At 56.5% G+C, this 26152-nt stretch carries 31 protein-coding genes, 3 tRNA genes and 3 pseudogenes; 27 read left to right on the plus strand and 10 right to left on the minus strand.

Annotated elements, in window-relative coordinates:
* The first annotated feature begins 27 nt into the window (after window positions 1-27).
* The 5 genes from D3Z90_RS09555 to D3Z90_RS09575 all read left to right on the plus strand — a co-directional run bounded on the left by D3Z90_RS09555 (window position 28) and on the right by D3Z90_RS09575 (window position 1732).
* Window positions 28-104 (plus strand) — tRNA-Val (locus D3Z90_RS09555).
* A 176-nt stretch (window positions 105-280) separates the two neighbouring features.
* Window positions 281-357 (plus strand) — tRNA-Val (locus D3Z90_RS09560).
* A gap of 122 nt (window positions 358-479) precedes the next feature.
* Window positions 480-1049, plus strand: a complete 570-nt coding sequence (locus D3Z90_RS09565) for an SPOR domain-containing protein (RefSeq protein ID WP_136475510.1) — start codon at window positions 480-482, stop codon at window positions 1047-1049.
* A 53-nt stretch (window positions 1050-1102) separates the two neighbouring features.
* Window positions 1103-1294, plus strand: coding sequence for a hypothetical protein (locus D3Z90_RS09570; protein ID WP_136475511.1), 192 nt, complete (start codon window positions 1103-1105; stop codon window positions 1292-1294).
* A 12-nt stretch (window positions 1295-1306) separates the two neighbouring features.
* The gene (locus D3Z90_RS09575; protein ID WP_136475512.1) at window positions 1307-1732 is read left to right on the plus strand and encodes a bifunctional (p)ppGpp synthetase/guanosine-3',5'-bis(diphosphate) 3'-pyrophosphohydrolase; all 426 of its coding nucleotides are present in this window, start codon (window positions 1307-1309) and stop codon (window positions 1730-1732) included.
* Window positions 1733-1735: 3 nt separating this feature from the next.
* Here the strand turns inward: D3Z90_RS09575 and D3Z90_RS09580 are convergent, their stop codons facing one another.
* From D3Z90_RS09580 to D3Z90_RS09590, 3 genes are all read right to left on the minus strand, one after another.
* Window positions 1736-2428, minus strand: a complete 693-nt coding sequence (locus tag D3Z90_RS09580) for an endonuclease (RefSeq protein WP_136475513.1) — start codon at window positions 2426-2428, stop codon at window positions 1736-1738.
* Window positions 2429-2434: 6 nt separating this feature from the next.
* Window positions 2435-2725 (minus strand): DUF1654 domain-containing protein, encoded by a 291-nt coding sequence (locus tag D3Z90_RS09585; RefSeq protein ID WP_136475514.1) that lies wholly within the window; start codon window positions 2723-2725, stop codon window positions 2435-2437.
* A 144-nt stretch (window positions 2726-2869) separates the two neighbouring features.
* Window positions 2870-3958: an asparaginase gene (locus tag D3Z90_RS09590; protein WP_136475515.1), complete on the minus strand. Its 1089-nt coding sequence runs from the start codon at window positions 3956-3958 to the stop codon at window positions 2870-2872.
* Between the two features lie 335 nt (window positions 3959-4293).
* Here D3Z90_RS09590 and D3Z90_RS09595 point away from each other — a divergent pair, with 335 nt between their 5' ends.
* The 7 genes from D3Z90_RS09595 to D3Z90_RS09625 all read left to right on the plus strand — a co-directional run bounded on the left by D3Z90_RS09595 (window position 4294) and on the right by D3Z90_RS09625 (window position 11220).
* The gene (locus tag D3Z90_RS09595; RefSeq protein WP_136475516.1) at window positions 4294-5250 is read left to right on the plus strand and encodes a sugar ABC transporter substrate-binding protein; all 957 of its coding nucleotides are present in this window, start codon (window positions 4294-4296) and stop codon (window positions 5248-5250) included.
* Between the two features lie 47 nt (window positions 5251-5297).
* Window positions 5298-6848 carry a sugar ABC transporter ATP-binding protein gene (locus tag D3Z90_RS09600; RefSeq protein ID WP_136475517.1) on the plus strand — a complete coding sequence of 517 codons (1551 nt, stop codon included), beginning with the start codon at window positions 5298-5300 and terminating at the stop codon, window positions 6846-6848.
* Window positions 6845-7834, plus strand: coding sequence for an ABC transporter permease (locus D3Z90_RS09605; RefSeq protein WP_136475518.1), 990 nt, complete (start codon window positions 6845-6847; stop codon window positions 7832-7834). The genes D3Z90_RS09600 and D3Z90_RS09605 overlap by 4 nt, the downstream gene beginning before the upstream one ends.
* 3 nt (window positions 7835-7837) lie before the next feature.
* Window positions 7838-8860, plus strand: coding sequence for a LacI family DNA-binding transcriptional regulator (locus D3Z90_RS09610; protein WP_136475519.1), 1023 nt, complete (start codon window positions 7838-7840; stop codon window positions 8858-8860).
* Between the two features lie 13 nt (window positions 8861-8873).
* Complete coding sequence (gene rbsK / locus D3Z90_RS09615; RefSeq protein ID WP_136475520.1) at window positions 8874-9782, plus strand: ribokinase; 909 nt, start codon at window positions 8874-8876, stop codon at window positions 9780-9782.
* A complete protein-coding gene (gene rbsD / locus D3Z90_RS09620) occupies window positions 9779-10183 on the plus strand; it encodes a D-ribose pyranase (protein WP_136475521.1) in 405 nt (134 codons plus the stop codon). The genes rbsK and rbsD overlap by 4 nt, the downstream gene beginning before the upstream one ends.
* A 62-nt stretch (window positions 10184-10245) precedes the next feature.
* Window positions 10246-11220 (plus strand): nucleoside hydrolase, encoded by a 975-nt coding sequence (locus tag D3Z90_RS09625; protein WP_136475522.1) that lies wholly within the window; start codon window positions 10246-10248, stop codon window positions 11218-11220.
* Here the strand turns inward: D3Z90_RS09625 and D3Z90_RS09630 are convergent.
* Window positions 11192-11398 carry a hypothetical protein gene (locus tag D3Z90_RS09630; RefSeq protein ID WP_136475523.1) on the minus strand — a complete coding sequence of 69 codons (207 nt, stop codon included), beginning with the start codon at window positions 11396-11398 and terminating at the stop codon, window positions 11192-11194. The genes D3Z90_RS09625 and D3Z90_RS09630 overlap by 29 nt on opposite strands.
* A gap of 189 nt (window positions 11399-11587) precedes the next feature.
* On the opposite strand from D3Z90_RS09630, the gene D3Z90_RS09635 reads away from it, so the two are divergent.
* Both D3Z90_RS09635 and D3Z90_RS09640 read left to right on the plus strand, forming a co-directional pair.
* A complete protein-coding gene (locus tag D3Z90_RS09635; RefSeq protein ID WP_136475524.1) occupies window positions 11588-11890 on the plus strand; it encodes a hypothetical protein in 303 nt (100 codons plus the stop codon).
* Window positions 11891-12034: 144 nt separating this feature from the next.
* A complete protein-coding gene (locus tag D3Z90_RS09640; protein ID WP_136475525.1) occupies window positions 12035-12346 on the plus strand; it encodes an I78 family peptidase inhibitor in 312 nt (103 codons plus the stop codon).
* 64 nt (window positions 12347-12410) lie between these two features.
* Here the strand turns inward: D3Z90_RS09640 and D3Z90_RS09645 are convergent, their stop codons facing one another.
* Both D3Z90_RS09645 and D3Z90_RS09650 read right to left on the minus strand, forming a co-directional pair.
* Window positions 12411-12623, minus strand: coding sequence for a cold-shock protein (locus D3Z90_RS09645; protein WP_003179963.1), 213 nt, complete (start codon window positions 12621-12623; stop codon window positions 12411-12413).
* 159 nt (window positions 12624-12782) lie between these two features.
* Window positions 12783-13079, minus strand: coding sequence for a hypothetical protein (locus D3Z90_RS09650; RefSeq protein WP_136475526.1), 297 nt, complete (start codon window positions 13077-13079; stop codon window positions 12783-12785).
* Between the two features lie 326 nt (window positions 13080-13405).
* Between D3Z90_RS09650 and thrS the strand changes: the two genes are divergently transcribed.
* The 9 genes from thrS to D3Z90_RS09695 all read left to right on the plus strand — a co-directional run bounded on the left by thrS (window position 13406) and on the right by D3Z90_RS09695 (window position 20876).
* The gene (gene thrS, locus D3Z90_RS09655; RefSeq protein ID WP_136475527.1) at window positions 13406-15328 is read left to right on the plus strand and encodes a threonine--tRNA ligase; all 1923 of its coding nucleotides are present in this window, start codon (window positions 13406-13408) and stop codon (window positions 15326-15328) included.
* Window positions 15328-15879 carry a translation initiation factor IF-3 gene (infC, locus tag D3Z90_RS09660; protein ID WP_178084210.1) on the plus strand — a complete coding sequence of 184 codons (552 nt, stop codon included), beginning with the start codon at window positions 15328-15330 and terminating at the stop codon, window positions 15877-15879. Before thrS ends, infC begins: the two co-directional genes overlap by 1 nt.
* A 60-nt stretch (window positions 15880-15939) precedes the next feature.
* Window positions 15940-16134 (plus strand): 50S ribosomal protein L35, encoded by a 195-nt coding sequence (rpmI, locus tag D3Z90_RS09665; RefSeq protein ID WP_002553160.1) that lies wholly within the window; start codon window positions 15940-15942, stop codon window positions 16132-16134.
* A gap of 29 nt (window positions 16135-16163) precedes the next feature.
* On the plus strand, window positions 16164-16520 hold the full coding sequence (gene rplT / locus D3Z90_RS09670) for a 50S ribosomal protein L20 (protein ID WP_010222414.1): 357 nt from the start codon (window positions 16164-16166) through the stop codon (window positions 16518-16520).
* A 102-nt stretch (window positions 16521-16622) separates the two neighbouring features.
* Window positions 16623-17639, plus strand: coding sequence for a phenylalanine--tRNA ligase subunit alpha (gene pheS / locus D3Z90_RS09675; protein ID WP_028941672.1), 1017 nt, complete (start codon window positions 16623-16625; stop codon window positions 17637-17639).
* A 36-nt stretch (window positions 17640-17675) separates the two neighbouring features.
* Window positions 17676-20051, plus strand: coding sequence for a phenylalanine--tRNA ligase subunit beta (gene pheT, locus D3Z90_RS09680; RefSeq protein ID WP_136475529.1), 2376 nt, complete (start codon window positions 17676-17678; stop codon window positions 20049-20051).
* Window positions 20052-20054: 3 nt separating this feature from the next.
* Complete coding sequence (gene ihfA, locus D3Z90_RS09685; RefSeq protein ID WP_002553164.1) at window positions 20055-20357, plus strand: integration host factor subunit alpha; 303 nt, start codon at window positions 20055-20057, stop codon at window positions 20355-20357.
* The gene (locus D3Z90_RS09690; protein WP_010222411.1) at window positions 20338-20694 is read left to right on the plus strand and encodes a MerR family transcriptional regulator; all 357 of its coding nucleotides are present in this window, start codon (window positions 20338-20340) and stop codon (window positions 20692-20694) included. Before ihfA ends, D3Z90_RS09690 begins: the two co-directional genes overlap by 20 nt.
* A 105-nt stretch (window positions 20695-20799) precedes the next feature.
* Window positions 20800-20876: transfer RNA gene (locus D3Z90_RS09695), tRNA-Pro, on the plus strand.
* An 82-nt stretch (window positions 20877-20958) separates the two neighbouring features.
* On the opposite strand, the pseudogene D3Z90_RS09700 reads toward D3Z90_RS09695, so the two are convergent.
* Window positions 20959-21198: pseudogene (locus tag D3Z90_RS09700) on the minus strand (site-specific integrase); the annotation flags it as partial.
* Between D3Z90_RS09700 and D3Z90_RS27335 the strand changes: the two are divergent.
* The 3 genes and pseudogenes from D3Z90_RS27335 to D3Z90_RS27005 all read left to right on the plus strand — a co-directional run.
* Window positions 21196-21291, plus strand: a pseudogene (locus D3Z90_RS27335) (hypothetical protein); the annotation flags it as partial. The pseudogenes D3Z90_RS09700 and D3Z90_RS27335 overlap by 3 nt on opposite strands.
* Window positions 21292-21689: 398 nt before the next feature.
* A protein-coding gene (locus D3Z90_RS09705) for an IS3 family transposase (RefSeq protein WP_136475530.1) occupies window positions 21690-22840 on the plus strand; the annotation gives its coding sequence in 2 pieces (ribosomal slippage) (window positions 21690-21927 and window positions 21927-22840; 1152 coding nt in all).
* A gap of 29 nt (window positions 22841-22869) precedes the next feature.
* Window positions 22870-23112: pseudogene (locus D3Z90_RS27005) on the plus strand (DUF2514 family protein); the annotation flags it as partial.
* Here the strand turns inward: D3Z90_RS27005 and D3Z90_RS27010 are convergent.
* Window positions 23097-23687 (minus strand): hypothetical protein, encoded by a 591-nt coding sequence (locus tag D3Z90_RS27010; RefSeq protein WP_256658340.1) that lies wholly within the window; start codon window positions 23685-23687, stop codon window positions 23097-23099. The pseudogene D3Z90_RS27005 and the gene D3Z90_RS27010 sit on opposite strands and share 16 nt — an antisense overlap.
* Before the next feature lie 304 nt (window positions 23688-23991).
* Window positions 23992-24780 (minus strand): NAD-dependent deacylase, encoded by a 789-nt coding sequence (locus D3Z90_RS09715; RefSeq protein ID WP_136475531.1) that lies wholly within the window; start codon window positions 24778-24780, stop codon window positions 23992-23994.
* A gap of 204 nt (window positions 24781-24984) precedes the next feature.
* Between D3Z90_RS09715 and D3Z90_RS09720 the strand changes: the two genes are divergently transcribed.
* Window positions 24985-25188, plus strand: coding sequence for a hypothetical protein (locus tag D3Z90_RS09720; protein ID WP_136475532.1), 204 nt, complete (start codon window positions 24985-24987; stop codon window positions 25186-25188).
* Window positions 25189-25420: 232 nt separating this feature from the next.
* Here D3Z90_RS09720 and D3Z90_RS09725 read toward each other — a convergent pair whose 3' ends face one another.
* On the minus strand, window positions 25421-26077 hold the full coding sequence (locus D3Z90_RS09725) for a hypothetical protein (protein WP_136475533.1): 657 nt from the start codon (window positions 26075-26077) through the stop codon (window positions 25421-25423).
* Window positions 26078-26152: the final 75 nt, after the last annotated feature.

A 26152-nucleotide genomic window follows, 5' to 3' on the forward strand; every position in this document is an offset into this window, starting at 1 on the left:
CGATTCCGTAGAATGCCGCCTCACAGCAGGCACATAGCTCAGTTGGTTAGAGCACCACCTTGACATGGTGGGGGTCGTTGGTTCGAGTCCAATTGTGCCTACCAAATCAAATCCGCCCCCTGCTGGGCGGTCTAGAAGGGCTCACCGAGAGGTGGGCCCTTTTTTGTTGGCCTGGATTTGCTGCGGTGCCCAAGCGAGCCAGGCACACTAAAGCTGCTGATTTTTTTATGAAATTTCGCTTTACGACAGGTGCGCACCTGCGTATTATGCGCCCCACAGCAGGCACATAGCTCAGTTGGTTAGAGCACCACCTTGACATGGTGGGGGTCGTTGGTTCGAGTCCAATTGTGCCTACCAAATCTCGACAAGAAGGGCGATCCGAAAGGATCGCCCTTTTTGCTTTCATCAGGCCGCCGATTGTAACCTTTGGCCTTGCCGCCAATGTTAAAATCCGCCGCTTGTATCCAGGAGATAAACGCGTGCGCAAAGTGGCGATGGTAATGGCAGTTCTGGCTCTGGCCGGCTGCGAAAATGCAGTCGAAGGCGTGCACAAGCAGATTGCCGAGCAGTTGCCCAACCCCAAGACGGCCAAGTTCGGCAACGTGCGAATCGACAAACAGGGCACCATCTGCGGTCAGGTGCGCAGTAAAGACGACGCCGGAACTTTTTTGCCCTACCGCAGCTATGTGGCTTTCAAGCAAACCGAGGGCTACGAGATCGTTCTCGCCGACAAGGGTAGCAACCTGCGCATTCGCGAAGCCTGTGGTGGCGCCGAGCTGCAGCGCAGCGCCGAAGCCGTGGCAGACAAGCCTGCGCCTGAAGGTTGGGACGTCGAAATCGTCCAGGGTGCGAACATGGGTGCCTTGAGCGACATGACTGCCCGCCTGATCGAAAAGCAGATCCCTTCGTCAGTGGTGTACCGCGACGGCAAGCCAGTGGTTTTGCTGGGTCCGTTCCCGAGCAAGGCTGAAGCCCAAGCGCGGCAGGCTGATGTAATGGCACGTCTGGGCACCGACTCGATCGTTATCCAGCACGACGCACCACGCTAGCCACAGCCTTCCCGGGCCCCGTACACTCACAGCTCTACGCAAGGAGAGCTGTGATGAAGGAATCGTCCCCCGCCATAACCCTGCAACCTGTCGAATCGACTGCAGGCGCCGACAAACAACCGGCGCTCACGCTTTACCTGCGCCATGACTTTGATGTCGAAGGACAATTGCTTGACTATGCTATGCATGAGGACTGGCTGAACGACGTCCACAGTAAGGCGCGCCATAAGCCGCGCGAGCATTGAGCAGGAGGGCTTATGTCTACGCTGGAGCGGGCAATTGCGGTGGCAGCGAGGGCGCATGAGGGGCAGCAGGACAAAGGCGGTGCTGCCTATATTCTGCATCCGCTGCGGGTCATGTTGCAGGTCTCGACAGTCGAGCAACGCATTGTCGCGGTGCTACACGATGTGCTCGAGGATTCTTCGATGACGTTGCCGGACCTTGCTCGCGAAGGCTTTACTCTCAAGATCCTCGCCGCGGTGCAGGCACTGAGTCGTCGAGATGAGGAAAGCTATGAGGCTTTCGTTATCCGCGTAGGCGACGACCCGTTGGCGCGCGTAGTGAAACTTGCTGATCTTGCCGACAACAGTGATCTATCACGCATTGCCTCTCCCAGCCCCGAAGACCTGGCTCGTCTGGCTCGTTACCATCAGGCCAGCGCCTATTTGCAGGCGCTGGCCTGATGCTCAACCGCAAGCGCTGAGGTTTACCGGGCCGACGAACTCATTGCCGTGTCCCATCACGCAGGCCACTCGCTGATTGCGCTGGCGTTCCCAGGGTTGCGGCGGGTAGGTCTTGTTCCAGGCTTCATAGAGTTGGCGGTCTTGCTTGGACAGTTTGAGGCTGTACTGCTTGCTCATATAAAAGTAGGTGCGCGCGATCATCCCGCGAATCGATGGCCGCGGCATGACCTTCTTGGCCTTGAAATCCACTTGGGTCAGGCATGATCCATATTGTCCGCGTTGTTCGGGCAGCCAGCCGAAGCTGAAGTTGCTGCGATCGCCGTTTACCTCACCAATACTTGGTACCAGATTGTGCAGGTCGGCCTCGGCACGCTGGAACACTTTGTCATTGCGTGTGCAGTTTTTGCGCCCGCCACTTTGCCAACACTGGCGCTGATGACCAATCTGCCAGGCTGGAACGATATGCTCCCATTCGATGCGCGAGGCACGATTGGCATTCTTGCGCGGTATGTACCCACACGCGGCGAGGTCAACCCTGTTGCCGTTGTATTTACAACCGCAGTAGAACTCGGTGGACTGCGGTGCATACAAGCGCCAGGCAACTTTTTTGGCTTCGCTGAAGGTGCGGGGGGCGTCGGCGTGGGCGTAGGTGAAGCTGAACAGTAGGCAAGCGACTGCAAAAAACGAAACTCTCATGCGGGTTCAATCTTCCTTTGGCACAACCCAGAAAATCTGCACGCCACCGTCATCGCGGTAGGCGAGGGTGACGTTGTCGTTCTCAGCGATTTCCTCAAGCAGGGTCGCCCAATCGTCGGGGGATTCATGCTCCAGGCGAAAGATCAGTGCGGCTCGCGCTTTCTGTGCGGTCGGTGCGTTGATGATTTTCTGGATGCGGATGCCCAGTTGCTCGTAACTGCTGGCAGGGGCGGAAGTGGTGGCCACGAAACGTTCCTTATTTAGCTGTATGTGCGTACAGTATTTTACTGTAAGCAATTTCGCAACAGCTCGTCAGTAAAAGAGCGCATGAGACCGCAAACCGCGCACTTTGCTGCGGTCTGTTTAAAGTATTTATGCATAGGGTTGGTGGGGGAGTGCTTGCCCCGTCCTACAGGAGGGGCAAGCGCTTGGAAGCGAAACTCAGTACTCCCAGAAAATCCGCTGCAGCTCTTTGCTGTCCTGGGTCTTGGTCAAGGCGACCATTGCCAGAATCCGGGCTTTCTGTGGGTTGAGGTCGTGGGCTACCACCCAGTCGTTCTTGTCGTCAGGCTGTTCGGCGTTGCGCAATACGAAGCCGCCGGCGTTCACATGCGAGGAGCGAATGATTTGCACGCCTTCCTTGCGTAGCTCTTGCAGTGCAGGCACCACACGGGAAGATACTGAGCCGTTGCCGGTGCCGGCATGGATGATTGCTTTAGCGCCACCCTGTGCCAGCGCTTTGTAAGCGGTGTCAGTAACGTTGCCGTAACCATAGGCGATGTCTACCGCAGGCAGGCTGCTGATTTTCTTGATATCGAATTCGGAATCCACGGTGTGACGCTTGGCTGGCAGGCGGAACCAATAAGATTTGCCTTCAACCACCATGCCAAGTGGGCCCCATGGACTCTTGAATGCTTCGGTCTTGATGTTGACGGTCTTGCTGACGTCACGGCCCGACTGGATTTCGTCGTTCATGGTGACCAGCACGCCTTTACCGCGCGACTCTTTGTTGCTGGCTACGGCTACGGCGTTGTAGAGGTTGAGCATACCGTCGGCAGACATGGCCGTACCGGGGCGCATGGAGCCGACAACGACGATTGGCTTGTCGGTTTTTTCTACCAGGTTGAGGAAGTAGGCAGTCTCTTCCAGGGTATCGGTACCGTGGGTGATGACGATGCCGTCGACATCTTTACTGTCGGCAAGCTCGGCGACGCGCTTACCCAGTTGCAGCAGGTTGTCGTTGCTGATGCTTTCGGAGGCGATCTGCATCACCTGTTCGCCGCGCACATTGGCAAGGTTTGCCAGCTCCGGAACACCGGCAATCAGCTTGTCCACGCCCAGCTTGGCGGCTTGGTAAGTCGCGCTGTTGGCGGCGCTGGCACCGGCACCTGCGATGGTGCCCCCGGTGGCGAGAATGACCACATTGGCCAGTTTCTGTTGGTTCTCGACTTCTTTGGCGTTGACGCCTGCGGGCAGTAACAGCAGCAGGGCCAATGCCCCTGGAACGAAGGAGTTAAGCGCAGCTTTCATTATTGATCTCTCTTATGAGTGGAGTTCGCTGTGTAACTCGCAGGAGGGAGCAGAAAGCGGGCCAAGTCTGCCGTTCGTCGGATTAAGCGATCAACTAACTGATATATCTAGTTTTTTTGAAAGAAAAAGGAGTCCATGAGGGTTTTTCCTGTTCGATAAACCGAATGTTCCATTTTTGGGGGTTCGGTTTTCCGAGCATTTTGATGATAATTCTTACGGGCAACTTCCAAGGCATTGACGGTAGCGAATTTGACAAAGTCTGGTTGCGTTCCCATAGTGAGTTAACGCAAACGTTTGCGACCCGATAAATAACTATAAGATTCGGAGTGAATTCAATGAAGCTGCCGTTCGCAGGACGCCTTTTGGCGCTCGCCGTAATGTCTTCGCTGTCCCTGGCAATGCCTCTTTCCTCGGCCATGGCGCAGGAGAAGCCCAAGGTTGCGCTGGTCATGAAGTCCCTTGCCAATGAGTTCTTCCTCACCATGGAAGACGGAGCCAAGGCCTACCAGAAGGAGCACGCCAGTGAATTTGATCTTGTGTCCAACGGCATCAAGGATGAGACCGACTCAGGCAATCAGATTCGCATTGTCGAACAGATGATCGTTTCTGGAGTCAATGCCCTGGTTATCGCACCTGCCGATTCCAAGGCGCTCGTACCTGTGGTCAAGAAAGCCATGGACGCGGGCATCACCGTGGTCAACATCGACAACCGCCTCGACCCTGAAATCCTCAAGAGCAAAAACCTCAACGTTCCTTTTGTTGGTCCTGACAACCGCAAGGGCGCACGTCTGGTGGGCGAGTACTTGGCCAAGGAAAAGCTCAAGGCTGGCGAGGAAGTGGGCATCATCGAAGGTGTCTCGACCACTACCAATGCTCAGCAGCGCACCGCTGGTTTCAAGGAGGCGATGGAGGCGGCGCAAATCAAGGTCGTTTCGGTGCAGTCGGGCGATTGGGAAATTGCCAAGGGCAATGCCGTTGCGGCCTCCATGCTAAATGCCCACCCTGAAATCAAAGCGCTGCTGGCTGGCAACGACAGCATGGCGTTAGGCGCGGTTTCGGCGGTACGGGCAGCGGGCAAGGCTGGCCAGGTGCAAGTCGTCGGCTACGACAATATCAACGCCATCAAGCCTATGCTCAAGGATGGTCGGGTGCTTGCGACCGCTGATCAGTACGCGGCCAAACAGGCAGTGTTCGGTATTGAAGCCGCGTTGAAGATGCTCAAGGGCGAAAAGCCAGAAGTAGATGCTGACAACGTCATCCAGACCCCAGTCGAGCTGATCACCCACAAGTAGTCGCACTGCAAGCGCCTGCCCGAAGGCAGGCGCCAGGAGAACAGGCAATGTCAGCGACTGCGCAGGTAGTGCTTTCGGTCAGTGCAATAGGCAAAACCTACGCTCAGCCGGTGCTGGGCGATGTCAGCCTGAGCCTGCGTCGAGGTGAAGTGCTGGCCCTCACTGGCGAGAATGGCGCGGGCAAAAGTACTTTGTCGAAAATCATCGGTGGTCTGGAAACGCCCAGCACCGGGTACATGAGCTATCAAGGCCAGCCTTATCTGCCCGGCAGTCGCGCCGCCGCCGAGCGTCTGGGCGTGCGCATGGTCATGCAGGAGCTCAATCTGCTGCCGACGCTGAGCGTGGCCGAGAACCTGTTTCTCGACAACCTGCCTAGCCGTGCCGGTTGGATCAGCCGCAAGCGCCTGCACCAAATGGCTCAGGCTGCGATGGCACAAGTCGGCTTGGATGCTATCGATCCAGATACCCCGGTTGGCGAGTTGGGTATCGGCCATCAGCAAATGGTGGAAATTGCCCGCAACCTGATCGGTGAATGCCGCGTGCTCATTTTCGATGAGCCCACCGCCATGCTCACCGCGCGCGAGGTCGAGTTGCTGTTCACTCAGATCGATCGCCTACAGCAACGGGGCGTGGCCATCGTTTACATCTCTCATCGCCTCGAAGAGCTCAAGCGAATCGCTCAGCGGATTGCCGTGCTGCGCGATGGTCGGCTGGTATGCCTCGAGCCGATGGCACGTTACAGCAGCGGCGAACTGGTCAACCTGATGGTGGGACGTGAATTGGCCGAGCATATCGACCTGGGCCAGCGCCACATCGGTGCATCGCTGCTCAAGGTCAGCGGCCTGGGTAGAGCTGACAAAGTCCGCGACGTGTCTTTCGAGGTGCGCAGTGGCGAAATTTTTGGCATTTCAGGGCTGATCGGTGCAGGTCGTACCGAATTACTACGTTTGATCTATGGTGCCGACCGCGCCGACATTGGCACTATCGAGGTGGGCAATCCTTTGCGTGCCGTGCAAATAAGTTCGCCCGCATCGGCCGTGCGCGAAGGCATTGCCTTGATTACCGAAGACCGTAAAGGCGAGGGGTTGCTGCTGTCGCAGTCAATCAGCAGCAATATTGCCTTGGGCAACATGCCGGCGATTTCCCGGGCGGGAATACTTGATCGCAATGCCGAGCATGACTTGGCGCAGCGTCAGATCGCCGCCATGCGCATCCGTAGCTCTGGTCCGGGACAGCTGGTGGGTGAGTTGTCGGGGGGAAACCAGCAGAAGGTGGTGATTGGTCGCTGGCTGGAACGTGATTGCTCGGTGCTGTTGTTTGACGAGCCTACCCGCGGCATCGACGTCGGTGCCAAATTCGATATCTACGGCTTGCTGGCTGACCTGGCGCGCCAGGGTAAGGCATTGGTGGTGGTTTCCAGTGACCTGCGTGAGTTGATGCTGATCTGCGACCGTATCGGTGTGCTCAGTGCCGGACGGCTTGTCGATACCTTCGAGCGCGAAACCTGGACTCAGGATCAATTACTGGCCGCGGCCTTTGCCGGCTATCAGAAACGTGACGCGCTGCTGCATGAGGCAGCGCCCAGGACAGACACATGAAGACCACGCCATTGGATACCGCGCCTCCTGGCAAACGTAGCGGTAGTTATTACGGCCTGGGCACATACTTGGGGTTGGCCGGCGCGTTGCTGGCGATGATTGTGCTGTTTTCGTTCCTGAGCAGCCACTTTCTCTCCTACGCTACCTTCAGCACATTGGCCAACCAGATTCCCGATTTGATGGTGCTGGCGGTTGGCATGACCTTCGTGCTGATCATTGGCGGCATCGATCTATCGGTCGGATCGGTATTGGCCCTGGCAGCCTCGGCAGTCAGTGTCGCCATGCTGGGGTGGGGCTGGAGCGTGCTGCCGGCTGCGTTGCTGGGTATGGCCGTGGCAGCGCTGACAGGGAGTATCACCGGTTCAATTACAGTCGCCTGGCGTATTCCATCCTTTATCGTTTCCCTGGGCGTACTGGAAATGGCCAGGGGCCTGGCCTACCAATTGACCGATTCGCGTACCGCCTATATTGGCGACGCTTTCGCTTGGCTCTCCAATCCTTGGGCGTTCGGAATATCACCGTCGTTCATCATCGCCTTGCTGGTGATCGTCGTTGCCCAGCTGGTACTGACGCGCACGGTGTTCGGGCGCTACCTGATAGGCATCGGCACCAATGAAGAGGCCGTACGCCTGGCCGGCATCGACCCGCGCCCCTACAAGGTCCTGGTGTTTTCGCTGATGGGCTTGCTGGCCGGCCTTGCCGCTCTGTTCCAGATTTCCCGCCTGGAGGCCGCCGACCCCAATGCTGGCTCTGGCCTTGAGCTTCAGGTCATTGCCGCTGTGGTGATCGGCGGGACCAGTTTGATGGGCGGGCGCGGCTCAGTGATCAGCACGTTCTTTGGCGTATTGATTATCTCTGTGCTGGCCGCAGGCCTGGCCCAGATCGGCGCATCGGAGCCAACCAAACGCATTATTACCGGGGCGGTAATCGTTATCGCCGTGGTCCTCGACACCTATCGTAGCCGGCGCAGTAGCCGGCGGAACTGACTCATGGCAACTATCAAAGATGTCGCGGCGCTGGCGGGTATTTCCTACACCACAGTGTCCCATGTACTGAATAAAACCCGACCGGTCAGCGAGCCTGTACGCCTCAAAGTCGAGGCGGCCATCGCTGAGCTCGACTACGTGCCCAGTGCGGTGGCTCGTTCGCTGAAGGCGCGCAGCACGGCGACGATTGGCTTGTTGGTGCCCAATAGCGTCAACCCGTATTTTGCCGAGCTTGCACGCGGTATCGAGGATGCCTGCGAGCGAAACGGCTATTGCGTGATTCTGTGCAACTCTGACGACAACCCGCAAAAACAACGCAGCTACCTGCGCGTGTTGCTGGAGAAGCGCATCGATGGCCTGATTGTGGCGTCCGTGGGCGAAGACAGCGACTTGCAAGGTAGCCTGGCCAACGTGCGCACCCCGATGGTTATCGTCGACCGCGAGCTGGAGGGGGTCGAAGCAGATCTGGTGCGTATCGACCACGAGTTGGGTGCTTATCTGGCTACTCGCCATTTGCTGGAGCTGGGGCATCGCGACATTGCCTGTATCGGCGGCCCGGCTAGCACCAGTACGGCGCAGTTGCGTCTGGCCGGGTTTCAGCGCGCGTTGGCCGAGGCTGAAGTTAAGGTGAATGACGAGCATGTCGTCAGCAGTGATTTCACTAGCCTGGGGGGCTACGCGGCGGCTGCGCAACTGCTCGATGGGCGTCGGCCTACGGCGATTTTTGCTGGCAACGACATGATCGGCATCGGTGTGCTGCGTGCTGCAGCAGAACGCAATATTTGCGTGCCCGGTGAGCTCTCGGTCATTGGCTTCGATGACATCCAGTTGAGTCGCTATGTCTTCCCAGCCCTCACCACGGTGGGGCAATCCATTCGTGAACTGGGCGAGAGCGCGGCTTCACTGTTGTTGTCGCGCATTGCCCAGCCTTTGCGGGGCGAGCCGGAGCAACGCATCGTTGAGCCCAAGATCGTGTTGCGTGAGTCCACGGCACCCCGCCCAGACCTCTTCAATGATTACCGCTGAGATCGGAGCGCCTATGCACGCCAATGTGGTGGTGGTTGGAAGTCTCAATATGGACCTGGTGGCCCGCGCCGAGCGGTTGCCACGCGCTGGCGAAACTCTGGCGGGTGAATCCTTTGCTACCGTGCCGGGTGGCAAGGGCGCCAATCAGGCGGTGGCGGCCGCTCGACTGGGTGCTTCGGTTGCGATGATCGGCAATGTTGGTGACGACGCCTATGGCCAGCAACTGCGCCAGGCCCTGCTCGATGAGCAGGTCGATTGTCGCGCAGTGGCGGTGTGCTCCGGTGTTTCCAGCGGGCTGGCATTGATTGTGGTGGATGCCAGTAGCCAGAACGCCATCGTTATCATCCCGGGGGGCAATGGTAAGTTGCAGCCACAATCGGTGCAGGCTTTCGATGACTTGCTGCTGGATGCCGAAGTCATCATCTGCCAACTGGAAGTGCCCTCGCAAACAGTGGCCTACACCCTTGAGCGTGGCCGTGAACTGGGTAAAACAGTGATTCTCAACCCCGCGCCGTGCACTGGTCCCTTACCGCCGAGTTGGTACGCTTCAATCGATTACCTGATTCCCAATGAAAGCGAAGCGCAGGCGCTGACCGGCCTGCCGGTAACCGATCTGGCCAGCGCGGAATTTGCGGCCAGTCACCTGCGCAAACGTGGGGTAAAAAACGTGATCATCACGCTGGGTGCCCAAGGGGCGTTGTTCGCCAGTGCCCAAGGGGTGCAGCACTTTGCAGCGCCGACAGTGCAACCAGTGGATACCACGGCGGCTGGTGACACTTTTGTGGGTGGTTTCGCCGCTGCACTAGCGCGTGGAGTGGAGGAGGATGAGGCGATTGCGTTTGGTCAGCGTGCCGCAGCCCTGTCGGTAACCCGTGCCGGCGCCCAGCCTTCAATTCCTTATCTGGGCGAGGTGCAGCCATGAAAAAGACGCCGCTGCTCAACATTGCTTTGTCGCGGCTCATCGCCTCGCTGGGGCACGGCGATATTCTGGTCATTGGTGATGCCGGTTTGCCAGTGCCACCCGGTGTCGAGCTGATCGATCTTGCGTTGACCCCAGGCACTCCAGATTTTGCCAGTGTCCTGCGTGCGGTATTGTGCGAGATGCAGGTGGAGAGCCATGTGCTCGCCGATGAAATGTTCGCAGCCAATCCACCTGCCTTGATCACCGTTGAGCAATGTCATGCCCGTGCTCAGCTCGGTGCGAGAACTCGACTCAGTCATGCCGAGTTCAAGCAGCTTTGCTGCGGCGCTCGCGCAATGGTGCGTAGCGGGGAGTGCCAGCCCTATAGCAATATCGCTTTGATTGCCGGCGTCACATTTTAACGCTTAATGAATTCGTTGACTTGCTTCACGCCGCTAGACGTTAACCACAAGGAGTTCTATTGATGTCCATTTTGTCGGAAGGTGCAGGGCACACTGCGCCCATCGATTTGATCATCGATACCGACCCGGGTGCTGACGATGTGGTGGCCTTGCTGTTGGCCATGGCTTCACCTGAAGAACTGAACATTCACGCTATAACGACGGTTGCTGGCAACGTGCGCCTGGAAAAGACCTCGCGCAATGCAAGGTTGGCCAGGGAGTGGGGAGGGCGAGAGGACATTGCCATTTACGCAGGTGCGACCAGGCCATTGCTTCGCACGCCGATCTACGCCGCTGATATCCATGGCGAGGAGGGTTTGCCGGGTGTTGCCGTGCATGAGCCCACTCAAGGCTTGGCCACAGGCAGTGCAATTGAATACTTGGTCCAGACGTTGAGTAACGCCGAACCCCACAGCATGACCGTGGCTATGCTCGGCCCGCAAACCAATCTGGCGCTGGCCCTGATCCAGGCCCCGGAGATAGTCCAAGGCATCAAGGAAGTGATTGTAATGGGAGGGGCCCATTTCAATGGTGGCAACATCACGCCTGTGGCTGAATTCAATCTGTTTGCCGATCCGGAGGCCGCTGAAGTGGTGCTGAGCAGCGGGGTCAAGTTGACCTATCTGCCACTGGATGTGACCCATAGGGTGCTGACCAGTGATGCACGGCTCAAACAGTTGGCGGCGGTCGACAATCAGGCCGGCAAGCGGGTAGTGGGCATTCTTGATGCCTACGTCAGGGCCGATATGCAGCGCTACGGCGTTGAGGGTGGCCCCGTGCACGACGCCAGCGTGATCGCCTACCTGATCAAACCGGCGTTGTTCAGCGGGCGACGGATTTACATGCAGGTGGACAGCCGCGAAGGCATGACCTATGGCCAGACAATTGCAGACTGGCACGGCGTCCTTGCGCAGCCGGCCAATGTCATGTGGATCGACAGTGCAGATGCTCAGGGCTTTTTTGATCTGCTCAGTACACGGCTTGCACGTCTGGAGTAGTGTGCGAGTAGCGTTCGAACACCTGGTCGACGAAACTGCGCGCGGCCTCATTGCCCAGGTCTTTGACCAATAGGTCAATGGCAATCAGCATCAGTTCCTCAGCGCTGGCGGGGCTATAGGCGCTTTGGCCTTCGGCCCACTTGACCTTGATGTCGGCATCGATGATGTGGCTTGTCATGAGCATTTCCAAAAAATAACTGCGCGCTGTGGGTTCAAATGCCGGGCCCTGGCGTTTGAAGAGGGAGGCGTGACTGCTCTCCGCCCAAGGTTGCAGTAGAGCATGTCCAGCGTGCTCAAGGCACTGCGACTTAGGCATAAGCGCGGGGGCGTGGCAAACTAACGGTTTTCAGCTTGGCGGAACAGTGCTGTGCAGATCGATTTGAGCAACCCCGAACAGTTCACCATCGAGACGGTACGCTACATGCTTGCTGCCGGTAGCAATGCGGTACACAACCAGTTGCGGGTCAGCCGCGATGGCATTGCCTGGCTGTCACAGGTTGTAGGTGGACGTGATCTGGATGGCCTGGCCTTTCGTCTGGAAACCTGGGCGGCCGGTTCAGGCTGCGTGGGGGAGCAGGCGGCAGCAGATGAGCGCTGGGTGTTGCAGGTGTTCAACGTTTTGAGCAGCAACTGGCCAAAACCGGCGAGTGATTACATTGACCTGTACTGAGTGCCAAGGCACTTTGTGCAAAATTCCGTGACGATTAGGTTTTTACCTGAGCGCGCTGGCTCAGGCAGACTTGACGGGTTTTGCAACGAAAAATCAGCGAGGCTGTCACAGAGGCAGCAGCATTCCGTTTTTTAAGGAGGATTCATGTTCCGTGCATCACTGATGAGCCTGGTAGCAGTTGCCGTATTGGCCGGTTGCAGTACTGGCGGTTCGTCGTCCAAGACCCCGGAGGCTGCGGTGGCGAACAACGACGGCCGCTGTCAGGCAAGCGGCGCCGAATTCGCCGTCGGCAAGCAAGCAACGCCAGCTTTGGTCGAGCAAGCGCGCAAGGCCAGCGGATCGCAAATGGCACATGCGCTTGGCCCGAATGATGTCATGACCATGGACTACCGCTCCGAGCGCCTGAATTTGCACACCAATGCCCAGGGTGTGGTTATCAGCGTTAACTGCGGCTGATTTCGGTTTCCCGCAGGCACAAAAAAACCCGTCACGTGGACGGGTTTTTTTATTCGGTCAGAGCTTACTCTGGACGAACTTGTGCAGCCTGCATGCCCTTCTGGCCTTTTTCGGCAACGAAGGAAACGGTCTGGCCTTCTTTCAGGCTTTTGAAACCGTCAGATTCGATAGCCTTGAAGTGAACGAACAGGTCGTCGCCGCCACCTTGTGGAGTGATGAAGCCGAAGCCTTTCTCATCGTTGAACCATTTTACGGTGCCGGTTTGGCGATTAGACATGGGTGTATCTCCAGGAAACATGATTTTCGGTAGTGCGGTGTTGCCGAGGCCAACAGGGTGCACGCGACCATCATAGTATAAATATGGGCTTGTAGCCCCTTTTACCTTCGCAGATTGCTGATCTGGAGCAATTTAGCGATGGATTATCCGGCCAAAGGCCTATTTTTTCGGGCCGCAGACCGCTGCGACTTTTTCTTGCGCGCGCTTCATTACGCTTGCATCTACGCCATCCTGCAGGGTGTCGAGGTCCTTGATCTCTTCATCGCTAAGGTTTTTTTCGAGCACGTCTCCGGCGCATTTGCAGTGCATTTGGGCTTTGTCCTGGGTCAGGCCTTGCTTCTGTGCCTGAGCCACACAGGATGCCTGGTAATCGGCAGGTAGCTGGCCGGCATTGGCGCCCATCGGCAGTAACAGGGCAGAAGCAGCCGCCAGGGCCAGAAAAGACGGAAGTCGCATAGCCAAACACTCCTTGGGGTCTAGTTTCACAAGAGTAGGTCGCTTCAGAAACTCTGAGCGGAAAATTTCCCCTCAAGTTCCCCTCAGTCGCCGCTAAGCTTTGTGCTAGCATGCCTAGCTTGAAATTGCCGCCAGCTTTTACCTACGGCTTGTGGCTTGCAATTCTCTTTTTATTCCAGTCACTCTGGTTCGTTCCCTGACAGGCTTTCGGGCTTCTGCCACTGTGAGGCAGGCTTTGCTTGTGCAAAGACAGGGGCGGATCTTGTACTGGCTCATCCCAACCCACGTGACCTTTGGTAGGGGTCACCACTAGGAGAGGAGGCGCCATGCCCATCATTACTCTTCCCGATGGCAGTCAACGTTCGTTCGACAAGGCCGTGTCCGTAGCCGAAGTCGCCGCATCCATTGGTGCAGGCTTGGCCAAGGCCACCGTAGCCGGCAAGGTCGACGGCAAGCTGGTAGATGCCAGTGATCTGATCGAACACGACGCCAAGCTGCAAATCATTACACCCAAGGACGAAGAGGGGCTGGAGATTATCCGTCACTCGTGCGCCCACCTGGTTGGCCACGCAGTCAAGCAGTTGTACCCGACCGCCAAAATGGTTATCGGTCCGGTCATCGACGAAGGCTTCTACTACGACATCGCCTACGAACGTCCTTTCACGCCTGAAGACATGGCTGCCATCGAGCAGCGTATGCAGCAGCTGATCGACACCGACTACGATGTCATCAAAAAAGTTACCCCGCGCGCCGAGGTAATCGAGGTCTTCAAGGCTCGCGGTGAGGACTACAAACTGCGCCTGGTCGAAGACATGCCGGATGAACAGGCCATGGGCCTGTACTACCACGAAGAATATGTCGACATGTGCCGCGGTCCGCACGTGCCGAACACCCGCTTCCTCAAGTCGTTCAAGCTGACCAAGCTGTCCGGTGCCTACTGGCGCGGCGATGCCAAGAACGAGCAGTTGCAGCGCGTCTATGGCACTGCCTGGGCCGACAAAAAGCAGCTGGCTGCCTACATTCAGCGCATCGAAGAAGCGGAAAAACGCGATCACCGTAAAATCGGCAAGCGCCTGGGGCTGTTCCACCTTCAGGAAGAAGCGCCGGGCATGGTGTTCTGGCACCCTAACGGTTGGACGCTGTACCAGGTGCTCGAGCAGTACATGCGCAAGGTGCAACGCGACAACGGCTACCTCGAGATCAAGACCCCGCAGGTTGTCGACCGTTCGTTGTGGGAGAAGTCTGGTCACTGGGCCAACTACGCCGACAATATGTTCACCACTCAGTCGGAAAACCGCGACTACGCCATCAAGCCGATGAACTGCCCTTGCCACGTGCAGGTGTTCAATCAGGGCCTGAAGAGCTACCGCGAGTTGCCCCTGCGTCTGGCCGAATTCGGTGCTTGCCACCGCAACGAGCCGTCGGGTGCCCTGCATGGCATCATGCGCGTGCGTGGCTTTACCCAGGACGATGCGCACATCTTCTGCACTGAAGAACAGATGCAGTCTGAATCTGCGGCGTTCATCAAGCTGACCATGGATGTCTACGCCGACTTCGGCTTTACCGACGTGGTGATGAAGCTTTCCACTCGCCCTGAAAAGCGTGTCGGCTCTGATGAACTCTGGGATCGCGCCGAAGCGGCGTTGGCGTCCGCGCTTGACAGCGCTGGTCTGCCATATGACCTGCAGCCGGGCGAAGGCGCGTTCTACGGCCCGAAAATTGAATTCTCGCTCAAGGATTGCCTCGGTCGTGTCTGGCAGTGTGGTACCCTGCAGCTCGACTTCAACCTGCCGATTCGCCTGGGCGCAGAGTTCGTATCCGAAGATAACGGCCGCAAGCATCCCGTCATGTTGCACCGTGCCATCCTCGGTTCGTTCGAGCGCTTCGTCGGAATTCTGATCGAGCACTACGAAGGTGCGTTCCCGGCCTGGCTGGCGCCAACTCAGGCGGTGGTGATGAATATCACCGACAAACAAGCCGAATTTGCTCAACAAGTGGAAAAAACTCTGGCCGAAAGCGGTTTCCGTGCCAAGTCCGACTTGAGAAATGAGAAAATTGGCTTTAAGATCCGCGAGCATACCTTGCTCAAGGTTCCTTATCTCCTAGTTATCGGGGATCGGGAAGTCGAAACGCAAACTGTCGCTGTGCGTACCCGTGAAGGTGCTGACCTGGGCTCAATGCCCGTCGCCGAGTTCGCGGACTTGCTCGCGCAAGCGGTTTCCCGGCGTGGTCGCCAAGATTCGGAGTAATTATTATTAAGCGTGATATGAGACAAGACAAACGAGCTGTACCGAAGGCCCCGATCAACGAGAATATCTCGGCACTCGAGGTTCGGTTAATTGGCGTTGACGGCGAGCAGTTGGGCATCGTCTCGATTGGTGAAGCGCTTCGTATCGCTGAAGAAGCGAAGCTGGATCTGGTAGAAATTTCTGCTGATGCCGTACCTCCTGTCTGCAAAGTCATGGATTACGGCAAGAGCCTGTTCGAAAAGAAGAAGCAACAGGCCGCGGCGAAGAAGAACCAGAAAGTCATCCAGATCAAAGAAATCAAGTTTCGTCCAGGGACGGAGGAAGGGGATTACCAGGTAAAACTACGCAACCTGGTACGTTTCCTTAGTGATGGGGACAAGACCAAAATCTCTCTGAGATTCCGTGGTCGTGAGATGGCCCACCAGGAGCTGGGTATGGAACTGTTGAAGCGGATCGAAGCTGATCTGGCCGAATACGGAACCGTCGAACAGCATCCGAAGATGGAAGGACGCCAGCTTTTGATGGTCATCGCCCCCAAGAAAAAGAAATAACCACCAGGGCACGGCAGGCCTTGCGGTTATGTTTATCAACTGAATGCGGAGTATCCGAACATGCCAAAAATGAAAACCAAAAGCGGTGCAGCCAAGCGTTTCTTGAAAACGGCTAACGGCATCAAGCACAAACACGCTTTCAAGAGCCACATCCTGACCAAAATGTCGACCAAGCGTAAGCGTCAACTTCGTGGTAGCAGCTTGCTGCACCCGTCGGACGTGGCAAAAGTCGAGCGCATGCTGCGCCTTCGTTAATTTTTGGTTCTAGATAGAGGAAGTTACTCATGGCTCGTGTAAAGCGTGGCGTCATCGCTCGTAAGCGTCACAAGAAAATTCTGAAACTGGCTAAAGGCTACTACGGCGCACGCTCGCGCGTATTCCGTGTTGCCAAGCAAGCGGTCATCAAGGCAGGCCAATACGCCTACCGCGACCGTCGTCAGAAAAAACGTCAGTTCCGCGCTCTGTGGATCGCTCGTATCAACGCTGGTGCGCGTATCAACGGTCTGTCCTACAGCCGCCTGATCGCTGGCCTGAAAAAAGCGTCGATCGAAATCGACCGTAAGGTTCTGGCTGATCTGGCAGTGAACGAAAAAGCGGCGTTTGCTGCGATTGTCGAGAAAGCTAAAGCCTCGCTGGCTTAAGTACCCCGACAATCACCCGGCGTCATTTCCGGCGCCAGGTGTTAACGTCTTAATAGGGGAAGAGCCTGCGCTCTTCCCCTATTTTGTATCTGGAGTCTGTACATGGAAAACCTGGACGCGCTGGTCTCCCAAGCCCTGGAGGCCGTGGAACGCGCTGAAGACATCAATGCCCTGGAACAGATCCGGGTTCAATTCCTTGGCAAGAAAGGCGAACTGACTCAGGTGATGAAGACCCTGGGCAACATGCCTGCCGAAGAGCGGCCGAAAGTTGGCGCGCTGATCAACGACGCCAAGGAACGCGTCACCGAGGTGCTCAACGCGCGCAAGGCTGCTTTCGAAGAGGCCGAACTCAGCGCTCGTCTGGCTGCCGAATGCATTGATGTGACCCTGCCGGGCCGTGGCCAGACCTCAGGCGGTCTGCATCCAATCACCCGCACGCTGGAGCGCATCGAGCAGTTCTTCACCCACATCGGCTACGGCATTGCCGAAGGCCCTGAGGTCGAAGACGACTACCACAACTTCGAAGCGCTCAATATTCCCGGCCACCACCCGGCTCGGGCAATGCATGACACCTTCTACTTCAATGCCAACATGCTGCTGCGTACCCACACCTCGCCGGTGCAGGTGCGGACCATGGAGTCCAGCCAGCCGCCAATCCGCATTGTTTGCCCAGGTCGCGTTTATCGCTGCGACTCGGACCTGACCCACTCGCCGATGTTTCACCAGGTCGAAGGCCTGCTGATCGATCGCGACATCAATTTCGCCGATCTCAAAGGCACCATCGAAGAGTTCCTGCGGGTGTTCTTCGAAAAGGAACTGGCGGTACGCTTCCGTCCGTCCTTCTTCCCCTTCACCGAGCCTTCGGCTGAAGTCGACATCCAGTGCGTAATGTGCAGCGGTAAAGGTTGCCGCGTGTGCAAGCAGACCGGTTGGCTGGAAGTCATGGGTTGCGGCATGGTTCACCCGAACGTGCTGCGCATGTCCGGCATTGATCCGGAAGAGTTCCAGGGCTTCGCCTTCGGCATGGGTGCCGAGCGTCTGGCTATGCTGCGTTACGGCGTCAACGATTTGCGCCTGTTCTTCGACAACGACTTGCGGTTCCTTGCGCAATTTCGCTAGGTCGCGCACCCGTAACGAATCTTTCAGGAGAGCAGGATGAAATTCAGTGAAAAATGGCTGCGCGGTTGGGTAAACCCGCAAGTATCCCGCGACGAGCTGGTTGCTCGTCTTTCGATGGCCGGCCTTGAAGTCGACAGCGTAACGCCGGCTGCCGGTCAGTTCAGCGGCATCATCGTCGGTGAGGTGCTGAGTACCGAACAACATCCCGACGCTGACAAGTTGCGTGTTTGCCAGGTCAGCAGCGGCAGCGAGACCTTCCAGGTAGTGTGTGGCGCGCCTAACGTGCGCCCTGGCTTGAAAGTCCCATTTGCCATGATCGGTGCCGAACTGCCAGGTGACTTCAAAATCAAGAAGGCCAAGTTGCGTGGCGTTGAGTCCAACGGCATGCTGTGCTCGGCTGCAGAACTGCAGATCAGCGAAGAGAATGACGGCCTGTTGGAACTGGCAGCTGATGCACCGGTGGGCGAAGACATTCGCGTGTACCTGGACTTGGACGACGCCAGTATCGAGATCGGCTTGACCCCTAACCGGGGCGACTGCCTGTCGGTGGCGGGGCTGGCGCGTGACGTAGGTGCCTTGTACGACGTGCCGGTCACTCGCCTGGCCGTGCCGGCCGTTGCCGCTGTCCATGATGAAGTGCGTCCAGTTGAAGTTCTGGCGCCCGCTGCCTGCCCACGTTACCTGGGCCGTGTTATCCGCAACGTCGACCTGTCGCGCCCAACCCCGTTGTGGATGGTTGAGCGTCTGCGTCGCTCCGACGTACGCAGCATCGACGCTGCTGTGGACATCACCAACTATGTGATGCTCGAATTGGGCCAGCCGATGCACGCCTTCGATCTCGCCGAAATCAACGGCGGCATCCGTGTGCGCATGGCCGAGGAGGGCGAGAAGCTCGTTCTGCTCGATGGTCAGGAAGTGGCGCTGCGTAGCGATACCCTGGTTATTGCCGATCATTCTCGCGCCCTGGCCATTGCCGGCGTCATGGGTGGCGAGCACAGTGGTGTATCCGACACCACCCGTGACATCTTCCTTGAAAGCGCTTTCTTCGAGCCGATCTCCGTGGCTGGTAAAGCGCGTTCATATGGCCTGCACACCGATGCATCGCACCGCTACGAGCGTGGCGTTGACTCGCAGCTGGCTCGCGAAGCCATCGAGCGCGCGACTGCGCTGCTGCTGGAGATTGTCGGCGGCGAAGCCGGCCCTGTGGTCGATGTCACCAGCGAAGAACACTTGCCGAAGGTTGCGCCGATCATCCTGCGCGCCGAACGCCTGAGCCAAATGCTGGGCATGGAAATGGCAAGTACTGAGGTCGAGCAGCTGCTCAACGGTCTGGGCCTTGAAACCACCGCTGGAGAAGGGCAGTGGCAGGTAGAAGTACCAAGCCACCGCTTCGACATCAGCCTGGAAGTCGACCTGATCGAAGAGCTGGCCCGTTTGTACGGCTACAACCGTCTACCGGTTCGTTATCCGCAAGCACGCCTGGCCCCGCAAGCCAAGGCTGAAGCGCGTGGTGAACTGCCAGCCTTGCGGCGTTTGCTGGTTGCACGCGGCTATCAGGAGGCGATCACCTACAGCTTCATCGATCCGAAACTGTTCGAGCTGTTCACGCCAGGTGTGGAACCACTGCTGTTGGCCAATCCAATCTCCAGCGATATGGCGGCTATGCGCGCTTCGTTGTGGCCTGGCCTGGTCAAGTCGCTGCAGCACAACCTCAATCGTCAGCAGGATCGTGTGCGTCTATTTGAGAGCGGCCTGCGTTTCGTTGGCCAGTTGGGTGACCTCAAACAGGAGCCTATGCTCGCGGGTGTGGTTTGCGGTAGCCGCCTTCCGGAAGGCTGGGCGAACGGTCGCGACACCATCGACTTCTTCGATGTGAAAGCCGACGTTGAAGCTGTGCTGGGCTTCTCTGGCTCACTTGCCGAATTCAGCTTCGTTCCTGGCAAGCACCCTGCGTTGCACCCAGGGCAAACTGCTCGCATTGAACGAGATGGTCATGAAGTAGGTTACTTGGGCGCTATCCACCCAGAGCTTGCCAAGACCCTGGGTCTTGATCGTCCGGTATTCGTCTTCGAGCTGGTACTGGGTGAAGTGGTCGATGGCCGTTTGCCTAAATTCAGCGAGCTGTCGAAATTCCCGGAAGTACGGCGTGACCTGGCCTTGGTTGCAGGACATGATGTTGCTTCGAGCTCGGTGCTTGAAGTAATTCGTGACAATGCAGGTGAATGGCTTACAGACCTCAGGCTGTTTGATGTTTATCAGGGTAAAGGTATTGATCCTGATAGAAAAAGCCTTGCCGTAGGCTTGACCTGGCAGCATCCGTCGCGCACTCTTAATGACGAAGAGGTGAATACCGCGACACAAAACATCCTCACCTCGCTCGAACAAAGGTTGAACACCACGTTAAGGAAATAGCGTATGGGTGCTCTGACGAAAGCTGAGATGGCCGAACGGCTGTACGAGGAGCTGGGCCTGAACAAGCGTGAAGCCAAGGAATTGGTTGAGCTGTTCTTTGAGGAAATCAGGCACGCTCTAGAAGACAACGAGCAGGTCAAATTGTCCGGATTCGGCAATTTTGACCTGCGTGACAAGCGCCAGCGGCCGGGCCGCAACCCCAAGACGGGGGAAGAGATCCCGATCACGGCGCGTCGAGTCGTCACCTTTCGTCCAGGGCAGAAGTTGAAAGCCCGAGTTGAGGCATATGCTGGAACCAAGTCATAACGACGAGCTTCCGCCGATTCCAGGCAAACGCTACTTCACCATTGGTGAAGTAAGCGAGCTTTGTGCGGTTAAACCGCACGTGCTCCGCTACTGGGAGCAGGAGTTCCCGCAACTCAACCCGGTGAAGCGCCGCGGCAATCGACGGTACTATCAGCGCCAGGATGTGCTGATGATCCGCCAGATCCGCGCGCTGCTGTACGACCAGGGCTTCACCATCGGCGGGGCGCGCTTGCGCCTCTCTGGCGATGAAGCCAAGGACGACACCACCCAGTACAAGCAGCTGATTCGGCAGATGATTGTCGAGCTGGAAGATGTTTTGGTGGTGCTGAAGAAGTAGTCTGAATCGGACCGAGGATTGTGGAAAAAATGCTTCCATAATTCAAAAGGTTAGGGTACATTCTTCAACGTTCTCAGCAACTAGGGGAACTGCTTCAAGCCCAGTCGGGGCGTAGCGCAGCCCGGTAGCGCACTTGCATGGGGTGCAAGGGGTCGAGTGTTCGAATCACTCCGTCCCGACCATATATTTCAACGACTTAGCCACCTTCGGGTGGCTTTGTTGTTTCTGGCCTCAGTGACTTTTCGAGTGATTTGGCCTTTTTCTTCATCCCGATCTCCTCTTCAGAATCGTCAGCACTGGTCCGCGCGAATCAGTGGCTGATACCATGTTTGCCGCCTCGATCAACTGGCCCAGCTCGGCACCCGAGTATTGACTGGTGATGCTGCCGTTCTTGTGCCCGAGCAATGCCTTGCGGTCTTCCTCGGTTACACCAGCTGCTTTCAGGCGACGACCGAAAGTGTGCTTTAGATCGTGAATCCTGATGGAAGCGTACCCAGGGTGAGCCTGGAGGTGAAGGTGAGGGCGCTGCTGGCTGAACGTCGGCAGCGAGCTGGCTATGAAAAGCTACTAGAGGCCTCCATCGGATCTTGTCGCTAGCTTCCCTGCCAAAGCCATAAGATGTTGTTCATTGACCGTAGGCTTGGATCAGCCCTGCTGCTTGCTCATGCTTGAGCTTGGCAGCGTCGTATACGAAGTAAAGGTAACCATGTTTCGGGATATTTAGATAAGACATCACAGGTTTCACTGTCTCGTATACCCCAAGCACCGCGATAACTCGCTCACAATATGGAGTTGCGGATGACTTGGTGCCCTCGACAGCCGCATATCCATGGTGTCGGACGCTATCAGCAGCGTTATAGGGGTTCTCGTCCGGCCTGAAGATCCTTGGCATTTTTTCTCGCAGCGTTTGATGGGGGGCTTTACGCTATCACTGAATCGCCCCTGGTTTCGTAGACACCTCCAAGCCTCATAATGAGGCCCAGATAGGAGGTGCCATGAGTCGTCAGCGTTACCCCGAAGAATTCAAGATCGAAGCGGTCAAGCAAGTGACCGAAAAAGGCAAACCTGTCGCCGAGGTCGCCCAGCGCCTGGGCATGTCCGTGCACAGCCTTTACGCCTGGATCAAGGTCTACAGCAAGCCCCAAGAGCAGCGTCAGCAAGACAATGATCAGCAGGCTGAACTGCGCAAGCTGCGCGCTGAACTCAAGCGGGTGACAGAAGAGCGAGACATATTAAAGAAGGCCGCCGCGTACTTTGCCAAGGAGTGCGGCTGAAGTACGCCTTCATCAACAAGCACTCGACGGATTACCCAGTGCGTCGCCTTTGCCAAACCCTCAAGGTGCATCCCAGCGGCTACTACGCTTGGCTGGCCGAGCCTCAATCTGCCCGAGCCAAAGAAGATCAGCGCCTGCTTGGCTTGATCAAGCAGGCCTGGTTAGAAAGCGGCGGCGTGTATGGCTATCGCAAGATTCACGATGACCTGCGAGAGCTAGGAGAGATCTGTAGGCGAAATCGAGTCGGTCGCTTGATGCAGGCAGAGGGGCTGCGTTCGCAAACGGGCTATCGCCGTCGTACTGGGTTTTATGGCGGAAAACCAACAGCGGCATCACCCAACCATCTGGCCAGGCAGTTCAAGGTCAGTGAGCCGAATAAGGTCTGGGTGACCGATATCACCTACATCCGCACCTATGAAGGGTGGCTGTATCTGGCGGTAGTGCTGGATCTGTTCTCTCGCCAAGTCATTGGTTGGTCAATGAAGCCCAGGATGAGCAGCGACCTAGCCATCGACGCCATGCTGATGGCCGTGTGGCGACGCAAGCCACAGCAGCAAGTGATGATTCACTCAGACCAAGGCAGTCAGTTCAGTAGCTCAGATTGGCAAAGCTTCCTGAAAGCCAACAATGTGATCAGTAGCATGAGCCGAAGGGGAAACTGCCACGACAATGCCGTAGCCGAGAGCTTTTTCCAGCTTTTGAAGCGGGAGCGAATCCGACGAAAGATCTACGCAACGCGTGACGAAGCCCGAAGTGATATTTTCGATTACATCGAGATGTTCTATAACCCCAAGCGTCGACACAGCAGTGCTATGCAGCTGTCGCCAGTAGAGTATGAGAAACGCTATTTTCTGAGCTTGGAGAGTGTCTAGGAAACCAGGGGCGATTCACACACCCAAAAGCTGTTGGCGCTGATACTGGTGGCCAGCGGCTGCGCGACGTGGCAACCACATTCGCCGCCACCGTCAGTTGCCCCGCCACGGATACCGCCGCTATCGCCCGAGGCCAGACAGCCACCCGCGCCGACATGGTGCTCTCCGACTTGCTCTCACGGGCTGATGCTCGAGCGGGAGAGTTGGCGAAAGCTTATGACCGAGCCCGAATAGCTGGGCTTGCCTGCGAATCGTCCTATTCTTCCCTGGTCAAATGGCTTTTCAAATGCGGGACAGCTGATGGGACTTGTATGTGCCTGTTATCAGCTTCTGCGCCGGCAATTGAAAGCTCTGGAAGCTCTCGAGAAATTTTGGGATTCGGGCAATTTGGAAGGGGTTCCAGCTTCTGTCGCATTTGGTTGCTTACATAACCACTACCCATCAATAGCAAAATCCATATCAGCGTGAGACCAACTGTCAGAGTAGGGCGTTTCCTTGACCAATGTCTCTCCCATCCCAGTTCATCGGTTCCTAATTGGCGTTCGCATTTACGCAAATACTTTCCAGCCTCAACGACGTGGAGGTAGGTGAGTATTCCAAAGGCAAACGATGCAGCAACGAAGGCTGGAGGGATCCAAATAGCGAAGAGTGCCATGTCTTTCGGAAAAGCAATGCAATCATTGGCACCTGAAAACGCACCGACTTTAGAGAGTAGCCATGCATACAAGACGGAGCTGACGATGATGGAATTCCTGAACAAAAAACCAATTCTGGCCAGAAGTGCGGAAATTTCAGCCTTTAGTTGCCTGAACTCCTCAAGATGAAATTCAAACTGTTTTTCGTTCATGCGGCCTCCATCGGAGCACGAGCAACGCGTGCCTCGCAGAAGTCAGTGTAGATCGAAAGCAGTAAGCCAGAATTTGTGTGACCAGACCTTGAAACGCCGGTCTGGATTGCGAGCTCACCTACACTGTCCGGGAAAACAACAGGGAGCAGGGCATGAAGAGCCTGAAAGAAAAGATCGACGCCGGTGAGCCACTAGTGCAGCAAGCCATGGATGCTCTCCGTCGGTACCCGTCAATGTAAATCGGCGAGAGACGCTCGCGTAATTTCTTTAGAGTGCTGGTCAGAAACATGTCGCGCTTGGCTTGTTAGGTGGACTCATCAGTACGCGTCGGAGCTCCGACCTCTACCGCTCGAAGCAACTCGGGTAAAACCACCCCCGCACCTCCAACCAGCATTATCTGGTTCGCCCTATCTAATCCAACGTCTTCAAGGTTTACATGGATCACGGTAGCCCCGGCCGCTAGGGCCATGTCCGGAATGCCAGCAGCCGGCCTGACGACGCCTGAGGTACCTACTGAGATCAGCAAGTCACAGCTTTTCACAAGTTGTACTGCTGACCGCCAGGCGTCTTCCGGTAGGCATTCCCCGAACCAAACCACTCCAGGACGAAGCTTTCCGTTGCATTCGGCGCACCGGGGCGGCTCGATCAAATGTCCTTCTTCAGGAATCTCCAGCTGAACAGGCTTTACCTTCGCTGGCCTGTGGCAGGAGAAACACTTCACGTCCATCAAGCTGCCGTGAAGGTGAAAGACGGGACTGGATCCCGCTCGCTCATGCAAGTCATCGATGTTCTGAGTGACGACGGATACGTCCCAGCCAGCGTTGGCTAACCGAGAAATGGAAAGATGGGCTAAGTTGGGTTTGGCTTGGCAAACCTGGTGTCGGCGCCAGAGGTACCAGCTCCAGACGAGAGCTGGATTCTCTCGGAAGGCGTCAGCTGTTTCGAGACGCTGAGGGTCGTGTTTCGTCCAAAGCCCAGTCAGCTTGTCGCGGAACGTCGGTATTCCACTTTCAGCGGAGACGCCGGCGCCCGTAAAAAAGACGATCTTCTTGGACGCGTGCAAAGCGTCAGTAGCTCTTTGCATGTTGTTCATGTGAAAGACCTGCCCTCCGCAGGGATTACCCGCTTCCAGTAATACGGAAACCGCACCCTCACTACCAAGGGACGGACTCACTATAAGCAGCGGGTACGAAAATCACCAGATTTCCGCCGCCGTTGATGGCTTCTGGCCGGTGGCTGCTGAGCCTTAGTAGCGATTGGTCTAGACTGCTGTGATCAAATAGCAGGGAGCTGAATCATGGATGACCTGGACGAAAAGATCGCCGCTGGCGAGCCGCTGATGCGGCAGGCGATGGACGCACTCTTCCGCTACAACGAGTCCAAAGGCCGTGCTGCGCCGGAGGTGGTGGAGCGATTGCATATTGAGGCTGAGTCGCTGTTTGGGGCAGTGCAGGAGCACCAGCGGCGCTCGTTGGGGTTTCCTGACTACCCGCTCCACTGACTCAAGTAACTCAGGCTTGTCTATGCGATCGCCTCGCTGTTTCTGATTCCCGGCTGTCAGTCTATCTCGCCGCCCCGGGTGGCGGCAGCGGCTTGGTTTATGGATCCCCGCGAGGCGAATTTGACCCAGCGACTGCTCAACGAATTGTCGCCATTACCGGTGATGGTGACGAAGGATTGAAAGCTCTGCAGACTGTCAGTCGTATGTCCGAGAAAACGCCCAGTGAGCCGGATCATTCTCGGGTCGCTTTTTTTATTGTACTTGATATATTTGAAACTTTAATTTCTGCCTCTGAACGGGCATTCTCTAGGAATTCAGATAGTGGCTGTTCGTAGAAGTTAAGTTTTAGATCTGTCCAGATTTTCGCTAAGAAAGTGTGTAGGTCCGTTATTTCGCTCCAGACGGCCTCAGATATGAATGGCCTGCTGGCATAAGCTATTTCATCGGCGGAGCTCATTTTCACTTTTAGATCGTTAATAGTGTCTTCTAAGTATCTGCTTTTTAACTCGATTGCGCGCTCGCAGTCATAGTCCTCAATTTCTGATCTGTCCACGCTGTACAAGTCGGCGAGGGTCCAAGGATTAATGTCATCACTTATTCTGTTTAAAGCTATCACGGAAAGCGATATTGATGTCCAAAGTTTCTTATAGGTGTCTATTTCGTCTTTTGCCAGGACGGCATGAAAGCCTTTGAATCGCTCAAGATTGTATTCGTATTTTGCTTTTAGTAGTTCTAGCTCTTCGGCGGACTCTGTGCGTATTGTTTCTATGCGGTTTGAGATTATCCCTTTAAAAGCTTCCAGTCCAAAGGTTTTGACAATGGCGAGAACTCCAATTATTAATCCGCTCCAGGCAATATAACCGTTTACAGTGTCCATAAATGAATTCATGTTAGTGCTCCCCGCTTAAGCATAGATCGCCGAATAATCTTCAGCTTAGCCAGACTTTTCCAAGAGGCTCACCGT

The organism is Pseudomonas sp. DG56-2, assembly GCF_004803755.1.
Classification (GTDB): domain Bacteria; phylum Pseudomonadota; class Gammaproteobacteria; order Pseudomonadales; family Pseudomonadaceae; genus Aquipseudomonas; species Aquipseudomonas auratipiscis.

Excerpts from the sequence above, each read along its gene's own strand:
- D3Z90_RS09570 (WP_136475511.1), top strand. The coding sequence starts at position 1,103 with ATGAAGGAATCGTCCCCCGCCATAACCCTGCAACCTGTCGAATCGACT.
- D3Z90_RS09575 (WP_136475512.1), top strand. The coding sequence starts at position 1,307 with ATGTCTACGCTGGAGCGGGCAATTGCGGTGGCAGCGAGGGCGCATGAG.
- D3Z90_RS09580 (WP_136475513.1), bottom strand. The coding sequence starts at position 2,428 with ATGAGAGTTTCGTTTTTTGCAGTCGCTTGCCTACTGTTCAGCTTCACC.
- D3Z90_RS09590 (WP_136475515.1), bottom strand. The coding sequence starts at position 3,958 with ATGAAAGCTGCGCTTAACTCCTTCGTTCCAGGGGCATTGGCCCTGCTG.
- D3Z90_RS09595 (WP_136475516.1), top strand. The coding sequence starts at position 4,294 with ATGAAGCTGCCGTTCGCAGGACGCCTTTTGGCGCTCGCCGTAATGTCT.
- D3Z90_RS09600 (WP_136475517.1), top strand. The coding sequence starts at position 5,298 with ATGTCAGCGACTGCGCAGGTAGTGCTTTCGGTCAGTGCAATAGGCAAA.
- D3Z90_RS09605 (WP_136475518.1), top strand. The coding sequence starts at position 6,845 with ATGAAGACCACGCCATTGGATACCGCGCCTCCTGGCAAACGTAGCGGT.
- D3Z90_RS09610 (WP_136475519.1), top strand. The coding sequence starts at position 7,838 with ATGGCAACTATCAAAGATGTCGCGGCGCTGGCGGGTATTTCCTACACC.
- rbsK (WP_136475520.1), top strand. The coding sequence starts at position 8,874 with ATGCACGCCAATGTGGTGGTGGTTGGAAGTCTCAATATGGACCTGGTG.
- rbsD (WP_136475521.1), top strand. The coding sequence starts at position 9,779 with ATGAAAAAGACGCCGCTGCTCAACATTGCTTTGTCGCGGCTCATCGCC.
- D3Z90_RS09625 (WP_136475522.1), top strand. The coding sequence starts at position 10,246 with ATGTCCATTTTGTCGGAAGGTGCAGGGCACACTGCGCCCATCGATTTG.
- D3Z90_RS09630 (WP_136475523.1), bottom strand. The coding sequence starts at position 11,398 with ATGACAAGCCACATCATCGATGCCGACATCAAGGTCAAGTGGGCCGAA.
- D3Z90_RS09640 (WP_136475525.1), top strand. The coding sequence starts at position 12,035 with ATGTTCCGTGCATCACTGATGAGCCTGGTAGCAGTTGCCGTATTGGCC.
- D3Z90_RS09645 (WP_003179963.1), bottom strand. The coding sequence starts at position 12,623 with ATGTCTAATCGCCAAACCGGCACCGTAAAATGGTTCAACGATGAGAAA.
- D3Z90_RS09650 (WP_136475526.1), bottom strand. The coding sequence starts at position 13,079 with ATGCGACTTCCGTCTTTTCTGGCCCTGGCGGCTGCTTCTGCCCTGTTA.
- thrS (WP_136475527.1), top strand. The coding sequence starts at position 13,406 with ATGCCCATCATTACTCTTCCCGATGGCAGTCAACGTTCGTTCGACAAG.
- rpmI (WP_002553160.1), top strand. The coding sequence starts at position 15,940 with ATGCCAAAAATGAAAACCAAAAGCGGTGCAGCCAAGCGTTTCTTGAAA.
- rplT (WP_010222414.1), top strand. The coding sequence starts at position 16,164 with ATGGCTCGTGTAAAGCGTGGCGTCATCGCTCGTAAGCGTCACAAGAAA.
- pheS (WP_028941672.1), top strand. The coding sequence starts at position 16,623 with ATGGAAAACCTGGACGCGCTGGTCTCCCAAGCCCTGGAGGCCGTGGAA.
- pheT (WP_136475529.1), top strand. The coding sequence starts at position 17,676 with ATGAAATTCAGTGAAAAATGGCTGCGCGGTTGGGTAAACCCGCAAGTA.
- ihfA (WP_002553164.1), top strand. The coding sequence starts at position 20,055 with ATGGGTGCTCTGACGAAAGCTGAGATGGCCGAACGGCTGTACGAGGAG.
- D3Z90_RS09690 (WP_010222411.1), top strand. The coding sequence starts at position 20,338 with ATGCTGGAACCAAGTCATAACGACGAGCTTCCGCCGATTCCAGGCAAA.
- D3Z90_RS27010 (WP_256658340.1), bottom strand. The coding sequence starts at position 23,687 with ATGAACGAAAAACAGTTTGAATTTCATCTTGAGGAGTTCAGGCAACTA.
- D3Z90_RS09715 (WP_136475531.1), bottom strand. The coding sequence starts at position 24,780 with ATGAACAACATGCAAAGAGCTACTGACGCTTTGCACGCGTCCAAGAAG.
- D3Z90_RS09720 (WP_136475532.1), top strand. The coding sequence starts at position 24,985 with ATGGATGACCTGGACGAAAAGATCGCCGCTGGCGAGCCGCTGATGCGG.
- D3Z90_RS09725 (WP_136475533.1), bottom strand. The coding sequence starts at position 26,077 with ATGAATTCATTTATGGACACTGTAAACGGTTATATTGCCTGGAGCGGA.